The sequence below is a fragment of the Streptomyces sp. NPDC096040 genome (genome assembly GCF_040303265.1).
Taxonomy (GTDB): domain Bacteria; phylum Actinomycetota; class Actinomycetes; order Streptomycetales; family Streptomycetaceae; genus Streptomyces.
Genome location: NZ_JBEOTA010000017.1, coordinates 83392 through 106539 on the forward strand (window position 1 = coordinate 83392; position 23148 = coordinate 106539).

Here is a 23148-nt window from a genome sequence, read left to right on the forward strand (position 1 = left end):
ATCGGTCGCGCCGACGCGGCGGAGCCGCGTGTCGACACGGCCCTCGCCCCGGGTAAGTCAGCGCAGCCCCAGTGCCTTCATCACCTTCAGGCTCGTGCTCATGAACTGGGCGTACTTCTCGTCGTCCATGCCCAGCGCCGGGGCCATCGGCAGCAGCCTCTGCTGGGCCACCGTCTGTGCCTCCGTGTACTTGAGGATGCCCTCCGAGCCGTGCCTGCGGCCCAGGCCCGAGTCCTTCATGCCGCCCATCGGGGACTGGACGCTGCCGTAGGCGGGGGCGTAGCCCTCGTTGACGTTGACCGTGCCGGTGCGCAGGCGGGCGGCGACCTCGCGGCCGTGACCGCCGTTCTTCGTCCAGACGGACGAGTTGAGGCCGTACGGCGTCGCGTTGGCGTGCTCGATGGCCTCCTCCTCCGTCTTGAAGCGGTAGAGGGAGACGACCGGGCCGAAGGTCTCCTCCGTGCAGACGGCCATCGCGTCCTCGACGCCGTCGAGGATGGTCGGCTCGTAGAAGTAGGGGCCGATGTCGGGGCGGGCGGTGCCGCCGGCGATGACGGTCGCGCCCTTCTCCACGGCCTCCTCCACATGCCGCGTGACGGTCGCCAACTGGCGCTCCCCGACCAGGGATCCCATGTCCGCGCCGTACGCGAGGGACCTGCCGAGGCGCATCGCCTTGGTGCGGGCGGCGAAGCGCTCGACGAAGGCGTCGGCTATCGACTCGTGGACGTACAGCCGCTCGATGGAGATGCAGAGCTGGCCGGCCGAGGAGAAGCAGGCGCGGACGGCGCCGGCGGCCGCCTTCTCGATGTCGGCGTCCTCCAGGACCAGCATGGCGTTCTTGCCGCCGAGTTCGAGGGAGACGCCGACAAGGCGGGCCGCCGCTCCTTGGGCGACCTCGCGCCCTGTGCGGGTGGAGCCGGTGAAGGAGACGTAGTCGGCGTGCTTGACGAGTTCGGGGCCGACGACCGGGCCGTCGCCGAGGACGACCTGGAAGACACCGGCGGGAAGTCCCGCCTCGATCAGCAGATCGCGCGCCCACAGGGCGGTCAGGCAGGTCTCCGTGTCCGGCTTCATGACGACCGCGTTGCCCGCGACGAAGGCGGGGAGGGCGTCGCCGACGGAGAGTTCGAGGGGGTAGTTCCAGGGGGCGATCTGGCCGACCACGCCCCGCGGGTGACGCAGTTCGGTGACCTTGGTGAGGGTGGGCATGGCGCCCGCGTGCCGCTTGGGCCGGAGATAGGAGGGCGCCTTGCGGCCGTAGTGGCGGGCGGCGACGGCTACGGCCTGCACCTCCTCGTGCGCGTGCAGGCGGGCCTTGCCGGTCTCCAGCTGGATGAGGTCGAGGACCTCCGCCTGGCGGGCCAGGACCAGGTCGTGGAAGCGCAGCAGGACGGCCGCGCGCTGCCGCACCGGCACCTTCGCCCACACGGCCTGTGCGGCGCGGGCCGCGTCGAAGGCCTTCGCCACGTCCTCGGGGGTGGACTCGGGCAGGTCGGCCAGCTTCTCGCCGGTGAAGGGCGTGTGGTTGGCCGTGCGTCCGGAACCGACGACACCCTTGGTGAGCTGGGCGACCAGCTCGGGCGTGACCACGTCGGCGGCCGTTCTGGCCCCTGCGGGGGCGGGGGCGAGGGGGTTCGTGCCGGTGTGGGCCGGTGCGTGTGCCGGGGCCTGCGAGTCCGTCATGTGCCGCAGGGTATTCGGGAGTGGGGCCTTTGGGTACCCGTGGGTAACTCGGATTCACGGAGTACACACATGCCGCCAGTGATCACTGGCGGGGAATGCGCTGATCAGGACGTGGGGCGGACGATCAGCCGCGTTCCGGTTTTTTGGCGAGGAGGAGGCCGAGGGCGGCGAGGGGGGTGAGGCGCCGCGGCTCGGGGTCCGGGGACGGCGGGGCCGGGGACGGCGGGGCGGACGGGACCGATGGCGCGGGTTCCACGGCCCACCGCGGCGGGCTCACCCCGGCGACGGAGGCCAGCACCTCGGCGACGGCCGGGGCGTCCGGACGGGCCTCGGGTTCGGAGGCGCGGAGCCCCTCGAGAAGGGGGCCAAGAGGGCCTTCCGCGGCGTCCATGACCGTGCTGAGCAGCGCGCCCAGGGCCCAGAGGTCGGAGGTGGGACCGGCGCCGCGCCCCTCGGCGCACTCGGGGGCGACGAAGCCGCCGTACCCCTGCCCCTGCTGCCCCGCGCCGATGCCGAAGTCGGTGAGGACGACACGGTCGCCGCCGACTCCGAGAAGGACGTTGGACGGCTTGAGGTCACGGTGGACGATGCCGACGCCGTGCGCCGCATGCAGGGCACCCAGGACGGCGAGGCCGATCCGGGCGGCCTCGGCGGGCGACAGGGGCCCACGGGAGACGAGGGCTTCCTGGAGAGACTCGCCTTCCACCAACTCCATGACGACCCAGGGGAGTTCGTCATCGAGGAGTACGTCGTGAATGGCGACGGCTGAGGGGTGGTCGACGCGGGCGGCGGCCCGGGCCTCGTGCAGCAGGCGGTGCGCGGCCCGCTGCCGTTCCTCGTCCGCCGGATCGCCGGTCAGGCGGGGCTCCTTGACGGCGACGTACCGCCCGTCCTGTTCGTCGTGGGCGCGCCACACGGTGCCGGTGGGGCCGGCCCCGATGCGCTCGACGAGCCGGTAACGGCCACCGATCAGACGTCCGTCGGGCGGCTGTTCGCCGTCTGCGTTCATGGCACATGAGTACCCTGCGCACCACACCCTTGTCGAAGCGGCGCGGTCAGAGCGCCTTGGACATGCGCTGAGTCCGCGAGGGCAGTGCCCCGGGCGGTGCCGCCGCCCTTCTTGGCCGGGCAGGTAAGGTCCGTGGAATGCCGAGAGTCAAGGTCAGCGTCATCGTTCCCGTCTACAACACCGGGAAGTACGTCGACGAGTGCGCGCCGTCGCTGCTGGGGCAGAGCCTACCCGCCGACGAGTACGAAGTGATCTACGTCGACGACGGGTCGACCGACGACACCCTGGCTCGGCTGGAGAAGATCGCCGCCGCCCATCCGAACGTCCAGGTGCACACCCAGGCGAACTCGGGCTGGCCCGGTGCACCGCGCAACCTCGGCATGCGGCATGCCAGGGGCGAGTACGTCCAGTTCGTCGATCACGACGACACGCTCGGGCCCGAGGCCCTGGAGCGGCTGTACGACCACGCCAAGCGCAACGACGCCGACGTCGTACTCGGCAAGATGTCCAGCACCATGGTTCGGCCCAGGCGGCTGTTCCGGTACACGGTGGACGCCTGCACCATCGAGAACGACGAGCTGATGCAGAGCATGTCGCCGCACAAGATGTTCCGGCGCGCCTTCGTCGAGGAGCATGGCCTGCGGTTCCCGGAGGGGCCCTGGATCCTGGAGGACCTGCTCTTCGTCAGCGCCGCCTACCTCAAGGCCGAGCGGATCTCCGTCCTCGCGGACTACCCCTGCTACTACTGGATGAAGCGGGACGACGGCGGCAACAACACCCGGCACCGGTTCGACCCCCGGTACGGGTTCTGGACCAACGTCCGCACCATCGTCGGGCAGATCAAGGACGGCACGCCCCCCTCCGACGACGTCGACGCCCTCCAGAACCGCCTTCTCCACCGCCTCTACCACGTGGAGATCCTCTCCCGCACCCGCGAGCCCGAGATCCTCCGCGAGGACCCCGCCGAGCAGCGACCGCGCTTCGAATCGGGCCGGGAACTGGCGCTGACGGAGTTCCCGGCGGCCGTGCGCGAGGGCCTCCCGGCCGTCTCCCGGCTGCGCGCCGAACTCCTCGAACGCGGCGACTTCGACGGCGCGGTGGCGCTGGCCGAGCGCGTCCGCGAGGTGAAGGCCCGCACCGAGGTCGGTGATCCGAGGTGGGAGGACGGCCGCCTGGTCGCCGACATCACGCTGAGCCTGCTGCGCGGGGACGGCGAACCGCTGGTCCTCGTCGAGCGCGACAGGAGGCAGTGGCTGGACCCCGAGCTGCTGATCGGCGTGCCCGGGATCGAGGACGGCTGGGAGGTCCGCGATCCGTTCCGGCTGGCCTACGCCGAGCTGGTGGTCAAGGACCGGGATCGGGAGGACTGGTGGTACCCGGAGGGCGACCTGGAGGTACGGCTGAAGTCCCTGGGGGAAGGACGGTCTCAGCTCGTCGCGTCCGGCCGACTGCGCTTGGACCCGGAACGGCTGGCGGGCGGCCGTCCGCTGGAGCGCGGGGTGCACGACGTGTGGGCGTTCGTGCAACTGCTGGGCATCGACCGGATGGCCCGTATGACGGGAGACGGCACCCACGGCGCCCCGGCCGCCGCCCCGGCACTGACCGGCGGGCGCCTGGCCCTCCCCTACTGGACGGGCAGCGGCCAACTGGCCCTGGACATCGACCAGCGTCAGCGCAGGCTGGGCGTTGACACGGCGGAGGCCGCCGAGAAGAACGCCGGGCGTGACGATCGCGGGCTCCCCTTGCCGTACATCTCGGCGACGGCCGGATCGGCTCCGGCACCCGTCAAGGTGACCGTGTCGACGGTGACGGTGGAGGCGGAGCTGGTGCCCGAGGCGGCGGGGGCCCGCCTTCGTCTCCCCGGCCGCCTCGAGCTCCCGTCCGGCCGTCACCCCGTCACTCTCCCGGAGACGTCGACCCCGGTGGCGTACGCGGTCGTCCGGGACGGCGTGGTGCTACGACTGGAGGGCCCGGCGTACCGGCCGGGTACGGCGCGCCGCTGGCTGGACAGACTGGGCAGGTGAAGGGCGCCCCCCTGTAGACAGGACGTACCGGGCACGGATCCATGTCGCATCCCGCCCTCACTTCCCCGCGAACGTGTCCACCGCGACGTCGAAGTACTCCCGTGCCTCCCGCACCTTCCCTACCGGTGCCGAGACCCACACGTCGTACAACCGGCCGTCCGCCTCCCAGCAGAGGTCGTAGGTGTGCCGGGGGCCCTCCGACGCGCTGATGCCCTTCCAGGTGAACTCCCAGAAGGCGGCGGGGTGTCCGGAGTGAGTGGTGTCGGTGACCCGGCCGTCGTGGTAGCCGGGGTTCGTGCTCGGCCCGTCGGCCGCCGCCCGCCGTATCGCCGTCCCCGGTCCGCCGGTCTGCGGCTCGGAGACCTTGATGCCGAGCCGGAAGGTCTGCCCCGGCGACAGGTAGAAGACGCGCTCGCCCTGCGGGTCGCGGGTGAAGTGCTCCGGTACGGCGAGGGAGAAACCGGCCGGGTCCTGCGCGAGGCGGTAACCGGAGGGTGCGGTGCGGGAGGTGGCGGCCGGGAACGAGGGCGACGGGGACGAGAGGGACGACGGGGACGACGGGGACGACGGCGGGGTCGTGGCCGTCGTGTGTGACGCGGTGACGGTCGTCGTACCCCCGGGGCCCGGGGTGCCGCCGCCTCCGCCGCCGTTGAACAGCAGCGCGGCCGCCGACACCCCGGCGCCGGCCATCGCGGCGACGAGCAGGGCGGCGATCAGCACCCCACGGGGCGAGTACCGGGGTGACCCTTCCGGTGCCGGGGCCGGTGGCCACGGCACGTCCCGCTGGGTCGGCGTGTACGCGGAGACACCGACGCTCTCCGTCGTACTCGTGGCCGCCACGGACCCCGTCTCCAGGAACCCGCGCAGCATCCGCTCGGCCTCCGCCGCGCCCAGCCGCCGTTCGGGATCCCGCTCCAGCAGCCCTCGTACGACCGGCAGCAGCGGCTCCGCCTGGGCCGGTGGCCGGATCTCGTCGGAGACCACGGCGTGCAGGATCCCGCCGAGCGAGTCGCGCCGGAACGGCGACTCACCGCTGAGCGCCGCGCACAGCAGTGCACCGAGCGACCACAGGTCGGAGGCGGGACCGGACCGGGAGCCGGACATCCGCTCGGGCGCGGTGTACTCGGGCGATCCGACGAAGGAACCGCTCTCGGTGAGCGTGGTGGCGCCCGCGACCTGGGCGATCCCGAAGTCGGTGAGCACGACACGCCCGGTGCCCGCCTCGACGAGCACGTTCGCCGGCTTGATGTCCCGGTGCAGCACCCCGGCCGTGTGCGCCGTCCGCAACGCGCTCAGCAGGGCGATCCCGATCCGCGCGGCCTCGCCGACGTCCACCGGACCGTTCCGCGCGATGCGGTCGGCGAGCGAGCCGCCGTCGATCAGCTCCATGACGATGTAGGGCCGTTCGCCCTCCTCCACCACGTCGTGCACGACGATGATGTGCGGGTGGTGCAGCTGCGCGACGGCCTGCGCCTCACGCAGGGTGCGGTCGCGGCGTAGCCGGGCGTCGTCGTCCGGGAGGGAGTCGTCGACGGTGAGTTCCTTCACGGCGACCTGCCGACCGAGTAACTGATCGGTCGCGCGCCATACGACACCCATCCCGCCCCGCCCGAGCCGCGTTTCCAGGCGATAACGCCCCGCGATCAGACGGACGGCTTCCCCGTCGGTCCCCATGGCCCCATGATGCCGCACCGGACGCCCACGTTCCGGGCGGTGACAGGCCAAGTAACGCGCCCGAGGCTGCGCGCGGGAGCGCGCGGCGTCACCCGGACGTTCCGGGGTTCCAGCTCTGCAGCACCCACTTGAACTGTTTGCTCGCGGTGGCCCAGTCCTTCGCCGGCGACGACATGTAGATCGCGTACTCGACGCCCGCCCGTGAGTAGTACGTCTCCTCGATCGCGCGCCGCGGCCCGGCGGCGTTCGCGCCGTCCTTCTTCAGCGCGGTCCAGGTGTACTCCCACAGCGACCCGTCCCGGTCCCGATACAGGTTCTTCTTCATGGTCACGCGCTGGTAGTCGACCAGCCGCTGCAACTGCTGCTCCAGGTCCAGCTGGTGGGCGAGTGCGTCGGAGAAGTCGGGCGAGCTGTCGATGGCGATACGGACGAAGTGCCGGCCGTTGTCGGGTGTGTAGTCGATCTGCTTGAGGTCGCCGTCGATGCCGTACACGCTCCGCTTCCAGCCCTTGGGCAGGGAGAGCTTGAAGCCCAACGGGTCGTTCACGGACTGCCAGTCGGCCGGGACCGCGCCGTCCGGCGCCGAGGTCGAACCGGCGGAGGAGGAGCCGGACGTGGCCGGCGCGGCCACGCTGCCGGCGCCGTCCTGCTGCCCGGAGTCCCACTTCTGCAGGGCGACCGCCGCACCCCCGCCGAGCAGCGCGGCCACGGCGACGACGATCGCGAGCGTACGCAGCCGACGCCGCCTGGGCCGGACGGCACCGGAGGAAGACGGCGGGCCGATGGTCGTCGGCGTGCTGTTGGAGCCGCCCGAGGGGCTCCGGCCCTCGTACGAGCCGTCGTAGGAACCGCCCTGCGAGCCGCCGTACGGGCTGCCGTACGACGCCGAGTCCCGTGAGCTGCCGTACGAACCCTCGTACGGCGTACCGGAGTCCGGCCGGAACACCTCGGTGACCTGGGACCGGGTCGGTACGTACGCCTGTGCCCCGCTCGGCCGCCGGCCCTCCGCCGCCTCGGCGAGCATCTGCTCGGTCTCCTCGGGGCCGGGCCGCTGGTCGGGTTCCTTGCGCAGCAGCGCGGTGATGACCGGCTCCAGCGGGCCCGCGTTGCGCGGCTCGGCGGCCTCCTCCTCGACGACGGCCTGCATGGTGGTCAGCGGCGAGGTGCGGCGGAACGGCGAGCGCCCCTCCACCGCCGTGTACAGCGTCGCGCCCAGCGCCCACAGGTCGGAGGACGGCCCCGGATCGTGCCCGCGCACGCGCTCCGGCGCGAGATAGTCGACGGATCCGACGACTTCCCCGGTACGGGTGATCGTGGTGTCGCCCTCGATCTGCGCGATGCCGAAGTCGGTGAGGAGGACCCGGCCGTCCCGGCCGAGCAGGACGTTGCCGGGCTTGACGTCCCGGTGCAGCACGCCGGCGCTGTGCGCGGCGCGCAGCGCGCGCAGCACCCACAGCCCGATCCGCGCGGCCTCCCGCGGCTCGACGCGCCCGCGTTCCTTGACCTCGTCGGCCAGCGAGCGGCCCTCGACCAGCTCCATGACGATCCACGGCCGGCCGTCGTGTTCGAGGACGTCGTGGACGGTGACGACGGCGGAGTGGTTGATGCGTGCCGCGGCCCGGGCCTCCGCCCGGGTGCGGGCCAGCAGGACCGCCTGGTCGCTCTCGGAGACGTAGAGCGCGGCCGTCAACTCCTTGATGGCGACCGCCCGGTGCAGCACTTCGTCGTGGGCGCGCCACACCCGGCCCATGCCGCCGCTGCCGATGGTGTCGGCCAGCCGGTAGCGGCCCGCGATGAGCAGGCCCTGCATCTGATTCACGTTGCCCCGCAATGCTCTTGTCAGGGTCAGACTAAGGACCACCCTGCGGTCATGGAACCGGTGGGGTCCCACGGAGACAGCACTGTGACGGTTTTCGCTTTCGCCACGGAAGGTGAACGGAATCCGCCCATCGGAACGGGAACCATTCGGCTCGCACCGGCGTCGATGCTCAGCCGGTGTACTTGTATGTCGCCGACGCCTGCTCGTACAGCCGTGTGACCTCGTCCCGTTCCGACTCGGGGCCGCGGACCTGCACGATGTGGTATCGCCCGTTGATCAGGAAGACCATGTTCCGCACGAACAGGTCGCCCTCCTGGCCGTCCGTCCAGGTGAACTGCCCCTCGGCCGACACCTGCTGGCCCACCGTGATGGTCCGCAGCCCGCCCGCCGTGGCCCAGCTGGAGTCCCGGTACGGCTGCAACTCCCGCTCCTTGTCCCGCTGGTACGTCATCGGGTCGTTGCCGTAGGTCGCCGCGCTGTCCCGCCCGGCCACGACGATCAGCTCGAACTTCCCGTGCGAGTAGATCACCTGGCCGCTGCCGTTCCGCGGTGTGCGGCTCCAGCCCTTGGCCACGGCGATCTGGAAGCCGTCCGGGTCGTTGCGCACAGTGAAGCCGTCGGCGGCCGTGGCGCCGCCCGTCGAACCGGCGGTGGTCTGCGTCTCGGTGGACGGGGTCGACGTCGGCGACGGTGTCGGCGTCGGGCTCGCGGGACCGGCCTCGCCGGCCGCGCCCGTCCGGTCACCGCTCGTCGCGCCGCCGTTGTCCGCGCTGTCCTTCTTCGGCAGGAACAGCATGGCGTACGCGACCACGGCGGCCAGCAGGAGCAGCACCAGCAGAAGCAGCGTGCGGCCCAGTCGGCGCGGGGACTTGGCCTCCTGGCGGGCTCGCTTGTGCCGGCCGTGCGGACTGGTCGCCGGCAGCCCTGCCCGGCGCCAGCGCACCAGTTGCCCGCGCCTGCGGACGATCGGCAGCCGGGCCGGGTCGGCGGCGGGCGGGGCGGTGACGACATGCGCGCCGGCGTCCGGCTCGGGCGCGGAACGCACCAGCGAGCGCAGCCAGCCGCGCAGCTCCTCGAAGTCCAGCCGCTCGGTGGGGTCCTGACGCAGCAACGACTCCACGACCGGCCTGAGCGAACCGCACTCCTCCGCGAAGGCGGGCGGCTCCGAGCACACCAGTTGCACCAGCTCGCCCGTGGACTCCTCCGGGTACGGTGCGTGCCCCTGCACGGCCCGGAACAGCAGCGCGCCGAGCGCCCACAGGTCGGTGGCCGGCCCGATGGGTGCCGCCAGCTGCCAGTTCTCGTGCACGGGGCCGGCCTGTTCCGGCGCCCAGCGCTCGGTCACCGGCCCGACCACGGTCATCCGCACCTGCCGCGCCCGCTCGGCGGCCAGCGCGGTGGCGGGTCCCCGCCGCCCGGCCACGGCGGCCTCCGCCTCGCCCCACCGGGGGGCCTGCGCGGGTACGACCGGCTGCGGGAGGCCGGGGCCGGGGCCGACGGCCGGGAGTGCGGTGCGCTCCGCGGGAGGCGTGCCGGGGTGGGGGCGGGGCACGGCCCCGTGCCAGGGCGAGGGGGCACCGCTCACCCCGTACGGGTCGGCGATGCGACCGGGCGGCACACTGCCGGCGGCCCGCTGCTCACCGCCGGGCGCCTGCACCTGCGCCTGCCCATTGGCGTAAGGCGGTTGGGCCGCTCCGTTGGCGTGCCCCGGGGCATACGGCGGCTGCGCGGCGCCGTTGGCCTGGCCCGGGACATACGGCGATGGAGCCGCCCCGTTCGCATACGGCTGCTGCGGTGCGGGCGTTCCGGTGTCGGCGTCGACCGGCGGCCGGGCGCCGGGCAGCGCGGCCCGGCCGTTCTGCTGGGCCTCCTGGACCCGGGCCGCGGCCCTCGCCCCCGCCCGGTACGCCGCGATCGCCCCGGCCCGCGCGGCCCGGATGTCCGCCCCGGTCTCCAACGCCCGCCGCTCCACCGCGCCCTTACCGGCACCGCCCGCGCCCTCGTCCGGTCCGGCCCCCGGCAACCCGCCGGCGGCCCGTGCCTGAATGGCGGCGCGCCGGGCCGCCTCGGGATCCGCCTCCGGCACGCCGGGCGCCGTCCGCGCGCCTGCTGTACCACCCGACGCACCCCCGACGCTCCCGATGCCCCCGACAGCGAGGGCGCCTGAGCCTGCGGGACCGGCCGGACCGCCGGGTGTGCCGGAACCTTCCGCCCCCCCGACCCGCCGACGGCCGTCCGCCTCCGCGCCGCCTTCTCCCTCCGGCAGCGGCACCGGGTCGTACCCGCACAGCGCCTCTTCCGCCGCCCCGACCGCGAGACCGGTCAGCATCACCCGGCCGTCGTCGCAGACGAGGACCGTGCGGGCGGTGATGTTGCGGTGCACCCAGCCGTGCGCGTGCAGCACCCTGAGCGCCATCAGCACGTCGGAGGCGACCTCGGCCGCCCGGTACGGCGTCAGCGGCCGCTCGGCGAGCAGCGTCGCCAGCGACCGCGCGGCCACGAACTCGCTGACGATCCACAGCGAACCGCCCTCGGCGAACACGTCGAAGACCTGATCGAGCCGGGGATGGTCGGGGATCCGGGCGGCAGCCTGCGCGGCCTCGACGGCGCGGCGCACCGCGGGATCGCTGGGCCGGCGTGTCGCGGAACGGGCGGCCGGTGGCCGACGTGCGCCACGGTCACGGGCCGTGAACCCGTCGGGCAGTCCCTCCGCGTCGAGCACCTCCGCCTCGACGACCTCCGGCAACGGCACCTGCCGGACGTACACCTCCTGGCCGCTGTAGGTGTCGAAGGCCCGGGTCTCGGTGTGTTCGTACTCGTCGGAGGGGGGCAGGGGCAGGCGGTAGCGGTCGGCGAGTACCCGACCCGCGTAGTCGTCCACGTTGCCTCCCCCGGCCGCCCGGTGGTCAAATCCGTTCGTTTCGCGGCCCGTTCTGCATGCATACCTGAATGCGTACGGTCCGCAACCACTCACGATACGTGCCGGAGGCAATTCGCATTGTGGGGATGCGAATTTGTCACTTCGGCTCGAAGCTCGCCGTCAGCGTCTTCCAGGTGTCCTTGCGCAGCTCACTGCTCCAGTGGGCCGCCTTCGCGGTGTACATCAGCGCGTACCCCTGCTTCGAGCTGACGACGAACCCGCGGTCGATGCTCCGGTACTCGGTGCCGCTCTCCACGTAAGTGAACTCCCAGTCAGCCGTGTTCCAGCTGCGATAGCTCACCTTCGCTATGCGGATCTTCTGGTACTGGGAGCGCACCATGTAACGCTCCTGGTTCTCCCAGTCCGCCACCGGGTCGCCCTTGGGCGTGCTGGTCCAGGCGATCAGCAGCTTCTGGCCGTCGGGCCCGGTGAACCGGTCCCCTGCGGAGCTGCTCGTCTGGAACTTCCAGCCCTTGGGCAGCCCGATCGAGTACCCCTGGCCTCCGTTGTACGTCTGCACCGCCGAGGTGTTGTCACCGTTACTGCCACTGGAGTTCGACGCCGAGGAACCGTCGTTGTCCGACTCGTCCGAGTCCCCGGCACTACCCGAGGTCGCGGTCGCCGCGGAGGAACCGTCCGTCTGCGTACCGCCGCTCGCGTCCTCCTTGGTGGAGGATCCGCCGCCGGACCCCGAACCGGAACTCGCACTCGCGCTCGCGCCCGAGGTGGCCACCGCCTTGGAACCGCCGCTCTTGCCGCTCCCCTTGCCGTCCCCGTCGCCGCCCAGCGTGAGGGCGAGCACGGTACCGAGCACCGCGAGCACCACCACCACGGCGATGATCACCAGGGTCCGCTTCGGCACCACGTCCGTGAGCGGAGCCCGGGGCACGGTCCGGGGCGCCAGGTCCAGATCCGGCGGCGGCACCACGGGCCACCCCGAACTCGCCTTGCCGACGGAGGGCTTGGTCCCGGCAGATCCACTGCCCGCACCGGCCCCGCCGACAGCGGGACCGGCAGCGGGACCGGCGGCCGGACCGGCGGCGGGACGCGCACCGCCGGCCGAGCCGGAAACCGGCCCCGAACCGGAAGCGACCGAGCCCGAGCCCGAAGCGACCGATCCCTTGGCGCCGCCGGCCTCGGCAGCGGTGCTCTTCGGCCGGGTCGCGGAGGCGACACTCGCCGCTCCCGCGGCCTTCCGCACCGACCGCAGCGCCCCGCGCAGCTTCTCCCCGGCCTCCTCGCCCCGCCTGGCCCCGGCGACCTTCTCCTGCTGCGGTGCGTCCGGCTGCGGCGGCAGCGGCACGACCCGCGTGGCGTCCACCGGCAGGCCCTCCGGCGCGCTGAGCACCGCGTTGAGCATCGCCCGCGCGCCGGCGTCGTCCAACCGCTTGGCCGGATCCTTGGTGAGCAGGCCGTAGATGACGTCCCTGAGCGGCCCCGCGTTCTTGGGCTCCTCCAACGGCTCGGTCATCACCGCGGTCAGCGTGGCGATCGCCGACCCCTTGTCGTACGGCGGGGCGCCCTCGACCGCCGCGTACAGGAGGCCGCCGAGCGACCACAGGTCGGCCGCCGGGCCGGGCTTGTGGCCGCGGGCCCGCTCCGGGGAGATGTAGGAGGGGGCGCCGACGAGCATGCCGGTGGAGGTGATGGACGGGTCGCCCTCGACCTGGGCGATACCGAAGTCGGTGAGCACGACCCGGCCGTCGCCCTCGGAGATCAGCACATTGGACGGCTTCACGTCCCGGTGCAGGATGCCCTCGCGGTGCGCCGACCGCAGCACGTCCAGGATCGCGAGCCCGACCTCGGCCGCGCGCCGGGGCTTGAGCAGGCCGTCCTCCCGGATCACCTCGGCCAGCGACTTGCCCTCGACCAGCTCCATCACGATCCAGGGCCGGTCGTCCTCCTCGACCACGTCGAAGACCGTCACCGCGCTGTTGTTGCGGATCCGGGCGATCGCCTTGGCCTCGCGCAGGGTGCGCGTGATCAGGCGCCGCTTCTCCTCCTCATCGATGTTCGACGGGAACCGCAGCTCCTTGACGGCGACCGTCCGGCCGAGGGTCTCGTCCTCGGCCCGCCACACCGTGCCCATGCCGCCGCGGCCGAGCACCCTTCCCAGCCGGTATCGCCCGGCGAGAAGACGCTCACTGTTGTCCTGACGAGTCTCCTGACGAGAAGTACCCGCCCGCTCCGCCTCCGACATGCGTCCCCTCATGCAACCCGCCCTGACAGAGCCTTCATTGTCCCTCACCCGACAAGTGCCCAACGCCCCGGGTGCCCCTGACCGCGCATCGGAACCCGCTGGGGCCGGTCGACCGGAACCCCCGGTGACGAGGGCGTCACACCGGCCGGGATGATGGCCCGCGACAAGGGAGGAACCCGGATGCCGTCGCTTCGGACACTGGCGGCCATACCGGTCGCCCTTGCCCTGCTGCTCGCTCCGGTGACGGCCGGTTCCGCGTCCTCGGCGGAGGCGACGGACCCTCTCCTGTCACAGTTCGTCACCAAAGGCCGGGCGCCCGCCGCCGCCCTCCTCGACCGCGACGGCGACGACGTCCACTACGCGGCCGCCGGCCGGGGCATCACCCGCGCCGACCACTTCCGCGCCGGCAGCATCACCAAGACCTTCGTCGCCACCGTCGTCCTGCAACTGGCCACGGAACACCGGCTGTCCCTGTCCGATCCCGTGGAGCGGTACCTGCCGGGGCTGCTGCGCGGACGCGGCACCGACGGGCGGAGAATCACCCTGCGCGCCCTGCTCAGCCACACCAGCGGGCTCGCCGACTTCACCAACGTCACCCGAGGAACCGCCCCCCTGACCCCGCTTCAGGCCGTACGCATCTCGCTCGCCCTCCCTTCCACCGGCCTCGGCCGCTACTCGTACTCCAGCACCGACTACGTCGTCCTCGGCATGGTCATCCGCCGGGTCACCGGTCACTCGTACGCCACCGAGGCGCGGCGCCGCATCATCACTCCCCTCCGCCTGACGGGCACGTCCTTCCCGGGTGCCCGCACCTCGCTGCCCGTTCCGCACGGTCGCGCCTACGCGGCCGACGGCTCCGACGTCACCGAGCTCGACCCGCGCGTGGCCGGCGCCGCGGGTGAGCTGGTGACCACGCTCGACGACCTGGACCGCTTCTACGCGGCGCTGCCGGACGGCGAGCTGCTGCCCTCGCACCGGCTGCGCGGGATGCTCAGCACCCGTGCCGCACATGGGGTGTTCGGCCTGGGATCTTTCCTGTGACGCTGCCGTGCGGGACCACGGTGTGGGGCCACAACGGACGGATCGCGGGCAGCTATGTGCGGAGTGCTGCCTCGATCGGCGGCCGGCATGTCCTTACGTTCCGTGTGAACACGACCTCGATCGCGGACCCGGACCTCGAACCCGCACTGCTCGCGGCCGAGTTCTGCCCTCGCAGTCGGTAGAACGGCCCAGGGCCGAGGGAAGATCCCGACGCCCGGTCGCCCGATCGGGTGATGTCGGAGGTCGGCTTCAGAGCGGCACGATGTCCGGTGCTCCCAGCCGGGCCGCGTCCGCCGTCAGGTCGTCCGGCTGGAGTTGGGACTCCCGTTCCGCCTCCACCCGCTTCTCGTAGTGCTCGACCTCCCGCTCGATCTGGTCCTTGTCCCAGCCGAGGACCGGCGCCATCAGCTCGGCGGCCTCGCGGGCGCTGCGGGTGCCCCGGTCGAAGGTCTCGATGGAGATGCGGGTGCGGCGGGTGAGGACGTCGTCGAGGTGGCGGGCGCCCTCGTGGGAGGCGGCGTAGACGACCTCGGCGCGCAGATAGTCGTCGGCGGCCGAGAGCGGCTCGCCGAGGCCCGGGTCGGCGGCGATGAGGTCGAGGAGTTCGTCAGCCATCGAGCCGTACCGGTTCAGCAGGTGCTCGACCCGGACCACGTGGATGCCGGTGCGGGCGGCGATCCGCGCCCGCGCGTTCCACATCGCCCGGTAGCCCTCCGCGCCGAGCAGCGGGACGTCCTCGGTGACGCACTCCGCGACCCGCATGTCGAGCCCGTGCACCGCCTCGTCGACGGCGTCCTTGGCCATCACCCGGTACGTCGTGTACTTGCCGCCGGCGACGACCACGAGCCCCGGCACCGGATGCGCGACCGTGTGCTCGCGCGACAGCTTGCTGGTGGCGTCGGACTCGCCGGCCAGCAGCGGGCGCAGCCCCGCGTACACGCCCTGGACGTCGTCGCGCGAGAGCGGCACCGCGAGCACCGAGTTGACGTGGTTCAGCAGGTAGTCGATGTCGGCGCTGGAGGCGGCCGGGTGGGCCTTGTCGAGGTCCCAGTCGGTGTCGGTCGTACCGATGATCCAGTGCCGGCCCCAGGGGATGACGAACAGGACCGACTTCTCGGTGCGCAGGATCAGGCCGGTCGTGGAGTGGATGCGGTCCTTGGGGACGACCAGGTGGATGCCCTTGGAGGCACGGACGTGGAACTGGCCGCGCTCGCCGACCATCGCCTGGGTGTCGTCGGTCCACACACCGGTGGCGTTGACCACCTGCTTCGCGCGGATCTCGTACTCCCCGCCGCCCTCCACGTCCTGCACCCGGGCGCCGACGACCCGCTCGCCCTCGCGCAGAAACCCGGTCACACGCGCGCGGTTGGCGGCCTTCGCGCCGTAGGACACCGCCGTGCGCACCAGGGTCGCCACATAGCGGGCGTCGTCCATCTGGGCGTCGTAGTACTGGAGGGCGCCGACCAGGGCGTCCTTGCGCAGGGCGGGCGCGACACGCAGGGCGTGACGGCGGGTCAGGTGGCGGTGGGCGGGAAGGCCCCGGCCGTGCCCGCGGGCCATCGACATCGCGTCGTAGAGCGCGACACCCGAGCCCGCGTAGAGGCGCTCCCAGCCCTGGTGCTGGAGCGGGTAGAGGAACGCCACCGGCTTGACCAGGTGCGGGGCGAGGCGTTCCAGGAGCAGGCCGCGCTCCTTGAGGGCTTCGCGGACCAGGGCGAAGTCGAGCATCTCCAGATAGCGCAGGCCTCCGTGGATCAGCTTGCTGGACCTGCTGGAGGTACCGGAGGCCCAGTCACGGGCCTCGACGATGCCGGTGTTCAGGCCCCGGGTGGCCGCGTCGAGCGCGGTGCCCGCGCCGACCACTCCCCCGCCCACGACCAGCACGTCCAGCTCGCGCTCGGCCATGGCCGCCAAGGACTCCGCCCGCTGCTTCGGCCCCAGTGTCGCTGTCCTCACCGCTGCCTCCCGCTCTGCCGCCATCGGTCATGGCTGGTCGTCGGTCATCGGTCGCGCCGGCCACACCCGGCAGGCGAGGCCCATGCCCAAAGTCTGACCGCGTTGCGCGACTTCAGCCACCACGCGCCCCCAGCCTGTGGACAACGCGCACCGAACCCCCGGAAGACACACGTACACAATCCCACATAACGTTCATATTTACTCCTAGTCTGACATTGCGCTTCGCTCATCCTGTCCACAGGGCTTGCGCACCTGTCCCGCTTCGGTTATTGGGAAGGACGGCCCACGCCATGCCCGCAGACCTCGCCGTCATGGGACTCGGTCCCTACGGCCTGCCCCTCGCCCAGGCCGCGGTGGCCGCCGGCATCCCCACGATCGGGTACGCCACCGGTCCCGAGGCGGGCTCGCTCAGCCCCGCCGAGCTGCGCCGGATGCTCTCGGGGGGCTTCCGGGTGGCAAAGGACCCGGCCGAGCTGGGGCGGGTGCGGACGGCGGTGATCTGCGCGCCGACCTCGCGCGGCGACGACGGCGGGCTCGACCTGAGCCAGGTGGAGGCGGCGGCCCACGCCCTGGCCGAGCGGCTGCGCCCGCACACCACGGTGATCCTGGAGTCGCCGGTCCACCCGGGGACGACGGAGGACTTCCTGCGGCCCCTGCTGGAGAAGGGCTCGGGCCTGCGCGCGGGGCGCGACTTCCACCTCGCCTACTCGCCCAGCCGGGTGGATCCCGGCAACCGCGACTTCACCCCGGCCAACACCCCGAAGGTCATCGGCGGTCTGACGTCCGCGTGCATCGAGTCGGCCGCCGCGTTCTACGGCCGGCTCACCGACAAGGTGGTACGCGCGCGTGGCCCGCGCGAAGCCGAGACCGTGCAGCTGCTGGAGACCAACTTCCGGCACGTCAACATCGCCCTCGTCAACGAAATGGCCGTTCTCTGCCACGGCCTGGGCGTCGATCTGTGGGACGTCATCCGCTGCGCGGAGACCAAGCCGTTCGGCTTCCAGGCCTTCCGGCCCGGCCCCGGTGTCGGCGGCCACGGCGTCGCCCAGGACCTGTCCGGCGTCGCCGGCCGCGGCCTGCGCCTGGTGGAACTGGCCCAGCAGGTCAACCACCGGATGCCCGGTTACGTCGTCCAGCGCGCCGCCGCCCTTCTCAACGAGCACGGCAAGTCGGCCCGCGGCGCGCGCGTGCTGCTGCTCGGCGTCACCTACAAGGCCGACCTCGCCGACCAGCAGGCCACGCCCGCCCGCGAGATCGCGATCCGGCTCATGGAACTGGGCGCCTCGGTCAGCTACCACGACCCGCACATCGCGTCCTGGAGCGTCCTGGAGCGCCCGGTCCCGCGCGCCGACTCCCTCTACGAGGCGGCCGCCGACGCCGATCTGACGATCCTGGTCCAGCAGCACCGGACGTACGACCTCCAGGGCCTGTCGGTGAAGGCACAACTGCTGCTGGACACCCGGGGGGCGACACCGACGGGGGCGGCGCACCGGCTCTGAGCACGCGGCGCGAGGCCCCGGCGGTGGGAGCCTCACGACGAAACGGCCCACCGGTCGGACCGGTAGGCCGTTCGATCGAGCAGGTGAAACCACCTGGCAGAGTGCTCGTAGCGGTAGCCGATCGCCTTGCGGGCCGTCCCCTTGCCCACGGTCTTGCCGGTGACGTCGAAGCCGGCCCTCGGTTCGAGCCGGCGAGTCCTACCGCTTGTGCTGCGAGTCCGCCACCGTCACCTCGACGCGCTGGAACTCCTTCAGCTCGCTGTAGCCGGTCGTGGCCATCGCCCGCCGCAGGGCGCCGAAGAGGTTCATCGAGCCGTCGGGGGTGTGGGACGGGCCGGTGAGGATCTCCTCGATGGTGCCGACCGTGCCGAGGTCGACCTTCTTGCCGCGCGGGAGTTCCTCGTTGACCGCCTCCATGCCCCAGTGGTGGCCCTTGCCCGGGCCGTCGGTCGCGCGGGCCAGCGGAGAGCCCATCATGACCGCGTCCGCGCCGCAGGCGATCGCCTTGGGGAGGTCGCCGGACCAGCCGACACCGCCGTCGGCGATCACGTGGACGTACCGGCCGCCGGACTCGTCCATGTAGTCACGGCGGGCCGCCGCCACGTCCGCGACCGCGGTCGCCATCGGGACCTGGATGCCCAGCACGTTGCGCGTGGTGTGCGCGGCGCCGCCGCCGAAGCCGACGAGCACGCCCGCGGCGCCCGTGCGCATCAGGTGCAGGGCCGCCGTGTAGGTGGCGCAGCCGCCGACGATCACCGGGACGTCGAGCTCGTAGATGAACTGCTTCAGGTTCAGCGGCTCGTGCGAGGACGAGACGTGCTCCGCAGAGACCGTCGTACCGCGGATGACGAAGATGTCCACGCCCGCGTCCACGACCGCCTTGGAGAACTGGGCGGTGCGCTGCGGGGAGAGCGCGGCCGCCGTGACCACGCCGGAGTCGCGCACCTCCTTGATGCGCGCGCCGATCAGCTCCTCCTTGATGGGGGCCGCGTAGATCTCCTGGAGGCGGCGGGTGGCCTGCTCGGCGGGCAGCTCGGTGATCTCGTCGAGCAGCGGCTGCGGGTCCTCGTGCCGCGTCCAGAGGCCCTCGAGGTTGAGCACGCCGAGGCCGCCGAGCTCACCGATACGGATCGCGGTGGCCGGGGAGACGACCGAGTCCATGGGGGCGGCCAGGAACGGCAGGTCGAAGCGGTAGGCGTCGATCTGCCAGGTGATCGAGACCTCCTTCGGGTCCCGCGTACGGCGGCTGGGGACGACGGCGATGTCGTCGAAGGCGTACGCCCGGCGGCCGCGCTTGCCGCGCCCGATCTCGATCTCAGTCACGTCTGTGGCCTTTCCCTCTGCGTTTCAGCGTCTTCCAGTATCGCCGACGGGTACGACAAGGGCGGCCCCGGTGCACCCGGGGCCGCCCTGAAGAGGCCGTGGTGACTACTTGCGGCTGTAGTTCGGCGCCTCGACCGTCATCTGGATGTCGTGCGGGTGGCTCTCCTTGAGACCCGCCGAGGTGATGCGGACGAACTGGCCCTTGGACTCCATCTCCCCGATGGTCGCGGCGCCCACGTAACCCATGGTCTGGCGGAGGCCGCCGACGAGCTGGTGCAGCACGTTGGAGAGCGGGCCGCGGTAGGGCACCTGGCCCTCGACGCCCTCGGGCACGAGCTTGTCGTCGGAGGCCACCCCGGCCTGGAAGTACCGGTCCTTCGAGTACGACCTGGCCTGGCCGCGGGACTGCATCGCACCGAGCGATCCCATGCCTCGGTACGACTTGAACTGCTTGCCGTTGATGAAGAGGAGCTCGCCGGGCGACTCCTCGCAGCCCGCGAGGAGGCTGCCCAGCATCACCGTGTCGGCGCCGGCGGCGAGCGCCTTGCCGATGTCGCCGGAGTACTGCAGACCGCCGTCGCCGATCAGCGGGATGCCGGCGGGACGGGCGGCGAGGGAGGCCTCGTAGATGGCGGTGACCTGCGGGACGCCGATACCGGCGACCACGCGCGTGGTGCAGATGGAGCCGGGGCCCACACCCACCTTGATGCCGTCGACACCGGCGTCGATGAGCGCCTGGGCGCCGTCACGGGTGGCGACGTTGCCGCCGATCACGTCGACGTCCACACTCGACTTGATCTTCGACATCCAGCTGAGGGCGTTGCTGTTGTGGCCGTGCGAGGTGTCGACGACCAGGAAGTCCGCACCGGCCTCGGCGAGCGCCTGGGCCCGCTCCATGGCCTCGGGACTGGCCCCCACGGCGGCGCCGACGAGAAGGCGGCCCTCCGCGTCCTTGGCGGCGTTCGGGTACTTCTCGGCCTTGACGAAGTCTTTGACCGTGATCAGGCCCTTGAGGACGCCCTCGTCGTCGACCAGCGGCAGTTTCTCGATCTTGTGCTTGCGCAGCAGCTGCATGGCCTCGGTGCCGGAGATGCCCACCTTGCCGGTGACCAGCGGCATCGGAGTCATGACCTCGTGCACCCGGCGGGAGCGGTCGCTCTCGAAGGCCATGTCACGGTTGGTGACGATGCCGAGCAGCTTGCCGGCCGGGTCGGTGACGGGCACACCGCTGATGCGGAACTTCGCGCACAGGGCGTCGGCCTCCGCGAGCGTCGCCTCCGGGCGCACCGTGATGGGGTCGGTGACCATGCCGGACTCGGACCGCTTGACCAGGTCGACCTGGTTGACCTGGTCCTCGACCGACAGGTTGCGGTGCAGCACGCCGACGCCGCCGAGGCGGGCCATCGCGATCGCCATGCGGGACTCGGTCACCTTGTCCATCGCCGCCGACAGGAGCGGGATGTTGACCCGGACGTTACGGGAGATGCGGGACGAGGTGTCGACCGCGTTCGGGAGCACCTCGGATGCGCCCGGCAGCAGCAGCACGTCGTCGTAGGTAAGCCCGAGTGTCGCGAATTTTCCGGGCACTCCGTCGACGTTGGCAGTCATGACACCTTCCCCAAATGGCCTTGAACGGTGCGGATGTCCATGCTAACGGGAAGCACAGGCCCCAAATTCCACGGTACGACTCAGCTGCGGGCTTCGTATGTTCGTACGGAAATACGCGCACACCTGTTCATCAGGGGCGGGGGGACCGTGCGGCTACTGCTCCGCCAGCGCGCGCAGCCGGCTCAGGGCCCGGTGCTGGGCGACCCGCACCGCACCCGGTGACATTCCCAACATCTGGCCCGTCTCCTCGGCGGTGAGGCCCACCGCGATGCGCAGGAGAAGAAGCTCGCGCTGGTTCTCGGGGAGGTTGGCCAGGAGTTTCTTGGCCCATTCGGCGTCACTGCTGAGCAGTGCCCGCTCCTCGGGGCCGAGGGAGTCGTCGGGGCGTTCCGGCATCTCGTCCGAGGGGACCGCCGTGGAGCCCGGATGGCGCATCGCGGCTCGCTGCAGGTCGGCGACCTTGTGGGAGGCGATGGCGAAGACGAAGGCCTCGAAGGGACGGCCGGTGTCGCGGTAGCGGGGCAGCGCGAGGAGAACCGCTACGCAGACCTCCTGGGCCAGATCCTCCACGAAGTGCCGGGCATCGCCCGGGAGGCGGGACAGACGCGTGCGGCAGTAGCGCAGCGCGAGCGGGTGGACATGGGCGAGCAGGTCATGCGTGGCCTGCTCGTCCCCGTCGACGGCGCGGTGGACGAGAGCGCCGATCGTCCCTACGGCGGTGACCGCCTCGTCGTCGCGCATCGCTCCATCGTGCCCTGCCGCCGTCGGCGGCGTGGCACCGCGTCCGTCGTTGTGCACCGAAGCGTTATGAGCAGGTGCGCCGGAACTCATCCCTTGCGCCCTCCCCTTCCGCTCGAACGACTCGTCCCCGAGAGACTCCACACCTCAAGGATGCGGCATCGGCGCCGAAACGAGCAGCGGGACTCCGGCGCTCCGCCTTGCGGACCCCGCCCACCGTGGGGTAGGCGGGGGCGTCCGGTCGGCCCGCGGTCCCGCTGCGGCGCAGCTCACCGCCCCGCTAACGGACCAGTCCCCAGCGGAAGCCCAGGGCCACCGCGTGGGCGCGGTCGGAGGCGCCGAGCTTCTTGAACAGGCGCCGGGCGTGGGTCTTCACGGTGTCCTCGGAGAGGAACAGCTCACGGCCGATCTCGGCGTTGGAACGGCCGTGGCTCATGCCCTCCAGGACCTGGATCTCGCGCGCGGTGAGGGTGGGCGCGGCGCCCATCTCGGCCGAGCGGAGACGGCGGGGCGCCAGCCGCCAGGTGGGGTCCGCGAGCGCCTGGGTGACGGTCGCGCGCAGCTCCGCGCGCGAGGCGTCCTTGTGCAGGTAGCCGCGGGCACCGGCGGCGACGGCCAGGGCCACGCCGTCCAGGTCCTCGGCGACCGTGAGCATGATGATGCGCGCGCCGGGGTCGGCCGACAGCAGCCGGCGCACGGTCTCGACACCGCCCAGTCCGGGCATGCGCACGTCCATCAGAATCAGGTCGGAGCGGTCGGCGCCCCAGCGGCGGAGGACTTCCTCGCCGTTGGCCGCCGTCGTCACACGCTCGACGCCGGGCACGGTCGCGACCGCGCGGCGCAGCGCCTCTCGGGCAAGCGGGGAGTCGTCGCAGACGAGGACGGATGTCATGACCGCCCTCCGCAGCTGATGCGCGTCACCTTGAGCCTCCAGGCTGGTACGGAATCGTCACCTGTGCGGTCGACCGTCTCGGACGCCTGCCCGAGCGCTTGTTGTTTCAACCGCCTCCGCACTCTCAACGACGGTCACTCGAAAGAGTTACGGGGCTGCGTGCCGTCTTCGGCACTCTACGTGAGGGCGCGGACACGGTGCAGACATGAACGTCAGACTCTCAACTTTTCATCACATCCAATGCCCCATTTAGACCTTTTTCTTCCCGTTTCACGGTGTCTGGGGCTAGATTCGCAATGAGTCATATTTTCATCTCTCTAGACCGGAGATGTACGGTCGTTGGCACCGTATCCGCCCAGCACGGCTACAAGGGGTCACGTAATGGCAGATTTCTCCCGCCTTCCCGGACCGAACGCGGACCTGTGGGACTGGCAGCTCCTGGCTGCCTGCCGTGGGGTCGACAGCTCGCTCTTCTTCCATCCCGAGGGCGAGCGCGGGGCGGCTCGGAGTGCCCGTGAGAACTCGGCCAAGGAAGTCTGCATGAGGTGCCCGGTCCGCGCGGAGTGCGCGGCGCACGCGCTGGCGGTCCGCGAGCCGTACGGCGTGTGGGGCGGCCTGACCGAGGACGAGCGCGAAGAGCTCATGGGGCGGGCGCGCAACAGGCTGGTGTCGGCATCGACGACCAGCGGCGACTCCCTCCCGCACACCTGAAAGAGCCGATTCCTCCGGCCCATCTGAAAGAACGTTTCTTCAAAGCACTTC

14 protein-coding genes and 1 pseudogene are annotated in these 23148 nt (G+C 71.8%); 4 read left to right on the forward strand and 11 right to left on the reverse strand.

The features are described from left to right. Positions 1-57 precede the first annotated feature (57 nt). Positions 58-1683, reverse strand: coding sequence for a succinic semialdehyde dehydrogenase (locus ABTY98_RS24035; RefSeq protein ID WP_352223018.1), 1626 nt, complete (start codon positions 1681-1683; stop codon positions 58-60). Positions 1684-1807: 124 nt separating this feature from the next. Next, the gene (locus tag ABTY98_RS24040; protein WP_352223019.1) at positions 1808-2692 is read right to left on the reverse strand and encodes a serine/threonine-protein kinase; all 885 of its coding nucleotides are present in this window, start codon (positions 2690-2692) and stop codon (positions 1808-1810) included. A gap of 137 nt (positions 2693-2829) precedes the next feature. Between ABTY98_RS24040 and ABTY98_RS24045 the strand changes: the two genes are divergently transcribed. After that, positions 2830-4716 (forward strand): glycosyltransferase family 2 protein, encoded by a 1887-nt coding sequence (locus tag ABTY98_RS24045; RefSeq protein ID WP_352223020.1) that lies wholly within the window; start codon positions 2830-2832, stop codon positions 4714-4716. Between the two features lie 57 nt (positions 4717-4773). Here the strand turns inward: ABTY98_RS24045 and ABTY98_RS24050 are convergent, their stop codons facing one another. The 4 genes from ABTY98_RS24050 to ABTY98_RS24065 form a co-directional block, all read right to left on the reverse strand. After that, a complete protein-coding gene (locus ABTY98_RS24050; RefSeq protein WP_352223021.1) occupies positions 4774-6390 on the reverse strand; it encodes a serine/threonine-protein kinase in 1617 nt (538 codons plus the stop codon). A gap of 88 nt (positions 6391-6478) precedes the next feature. Then, positions 6479-8200 (reverse strand): serine/threonine-protein kinase, encoded by a 1722-nt coding sequence (locus ABTY98_RS24055; protein WP_352223022.1) that lies wholly within the window; start codon positions 8198-8200, stop codon positions 6479-6481. A gap of 178 nt (positions 8201-8378) precedes the next feature. Next, positions 8379-11090 carry a serine/threonine kinase C-terminal domain-containing protein gene (locus tag ABTY98_RS24060; protein ID WP_352223023.1) on the reverse strand — a complete coding sequence of 904 codons (2712 nt, stop codon included), beginning with the start codon at positions 11088-11090 and terminating at the stop codon, positions 8379-8381. A 136-nt stretch (positions 11091-11226) separates the two neighbouring features. Beyond that, entirely contained in the window at positions 11227-13329 is a 2103-nt protein-coding gene (locus tag ABTY98_RS24065) for a serine/threonine-protein kinase (protein WP_352223103.1), read from the reverse strand. A 180-nt stretch (positions 13330-13509) separates the two neighbouring features. Between ABTY98_RS24065 and ABTY98_RS24070 the strand changes: the two are divergent. Then, positions 13510-14552, forward strand: a pseudogene (locus tag ABTY98_RS24070) (serine hydrolase domain-containing protein). A 67-nt stretch (positions 14553-14619) separates the two neighbouring features. Here the strand turns inward: ABTY98_RS24070 and ABTY98_RS24075 are convergent. Beyond that, entirely contained in the window at positions 14620-16326 is a 1707-nt protein-coding gene (locus ABTY98_RS24075) for a glycerol-3-phosphate dehydrogenase/oxidase (protein ID WP_352223024.1), read from the reverse strand. A gap of 290 nt (positions 16327-16616) precedes the next feature. On the opposite strand from ABTY98_RS24075, the gene ABTY98_RS24080 reads away from it, so the two are divergent. Continuing rightward, entirely contained in the window at positions 16617-17825 is a 1209-nt protein-coding gene (locus ABTY98_RS24080; RefSeq protein ID WP_352223025.1) for a nucleotide sugar dehydrogenase, read from the forward strand. Between the two features lie 198 nt (positions 17826-18023). On the opposite strand, the gene ABTY98_RS24085 is transcribed toward ABTY98_RS24080, so the two are convergent. The 4 genes from ABTY98_RS24085 to ABTY98_RS24100 form a co-directional block, all read right to left on the reverse strand. Next, positions 18024-19148, reverse strand: coding sequence for a GuaB3 family IMP dehydrogenase-related protein (locus tag ABTY98_RS24085; protein WP_352223026.1), 1125 nt, complete (start codon positions 19146-19148; stop codon positions 18024-18026). Between the two features lie 105 nt (positions 19149-19253). Then, entirely contained in the window at positions 19254-20756 is a 1503-nt protein-coding gene (gene guaB, locus ABTY98_RS24090; protein ID WP_352223027.1) for an IMP dehydrogenase, read from the reverse strand. A gap of 153 nt (positions 20757-20909) precedes the next feature. Next, positions 20910-21497, reverse strand: coding sequence for a sigma-70 family RNA polymerase sigma factor (locus tag ABTY98_RS24095; protein WP_089099378.1), 588 nt, complete (start codon positions 21495-21497; stop codon positions 20910-20912). Positions 21498-21774: 277 nt separating this feature from the next. Then, entirely contained in the window at positions 21775-22386 is a 612-nt protein-coding gene (locus ABTY98_RS24100) for a response regulator transcription factor (RefSeq protein ID WP_003948568.1), read from the reverse strand. A 381-nt stretch (positions 22387-22767) separates the two neighbouring features. On the opposite strand from ABTY98_RS24100, the gene ABTY98_RS24105 reads away from it, so the two are divergent. After that, positions 22768-23097, forward strand: a complete 330-nt coding sequence (locus tag ABTY98_RS24105; protein WP_352223028.1) for a WhiB family transcriptional regulator — start codon at positions 22768-22770, stop codon at positions 23095-23097. Positions 23098-23148 lie beyond the last annotated feature (51 nt).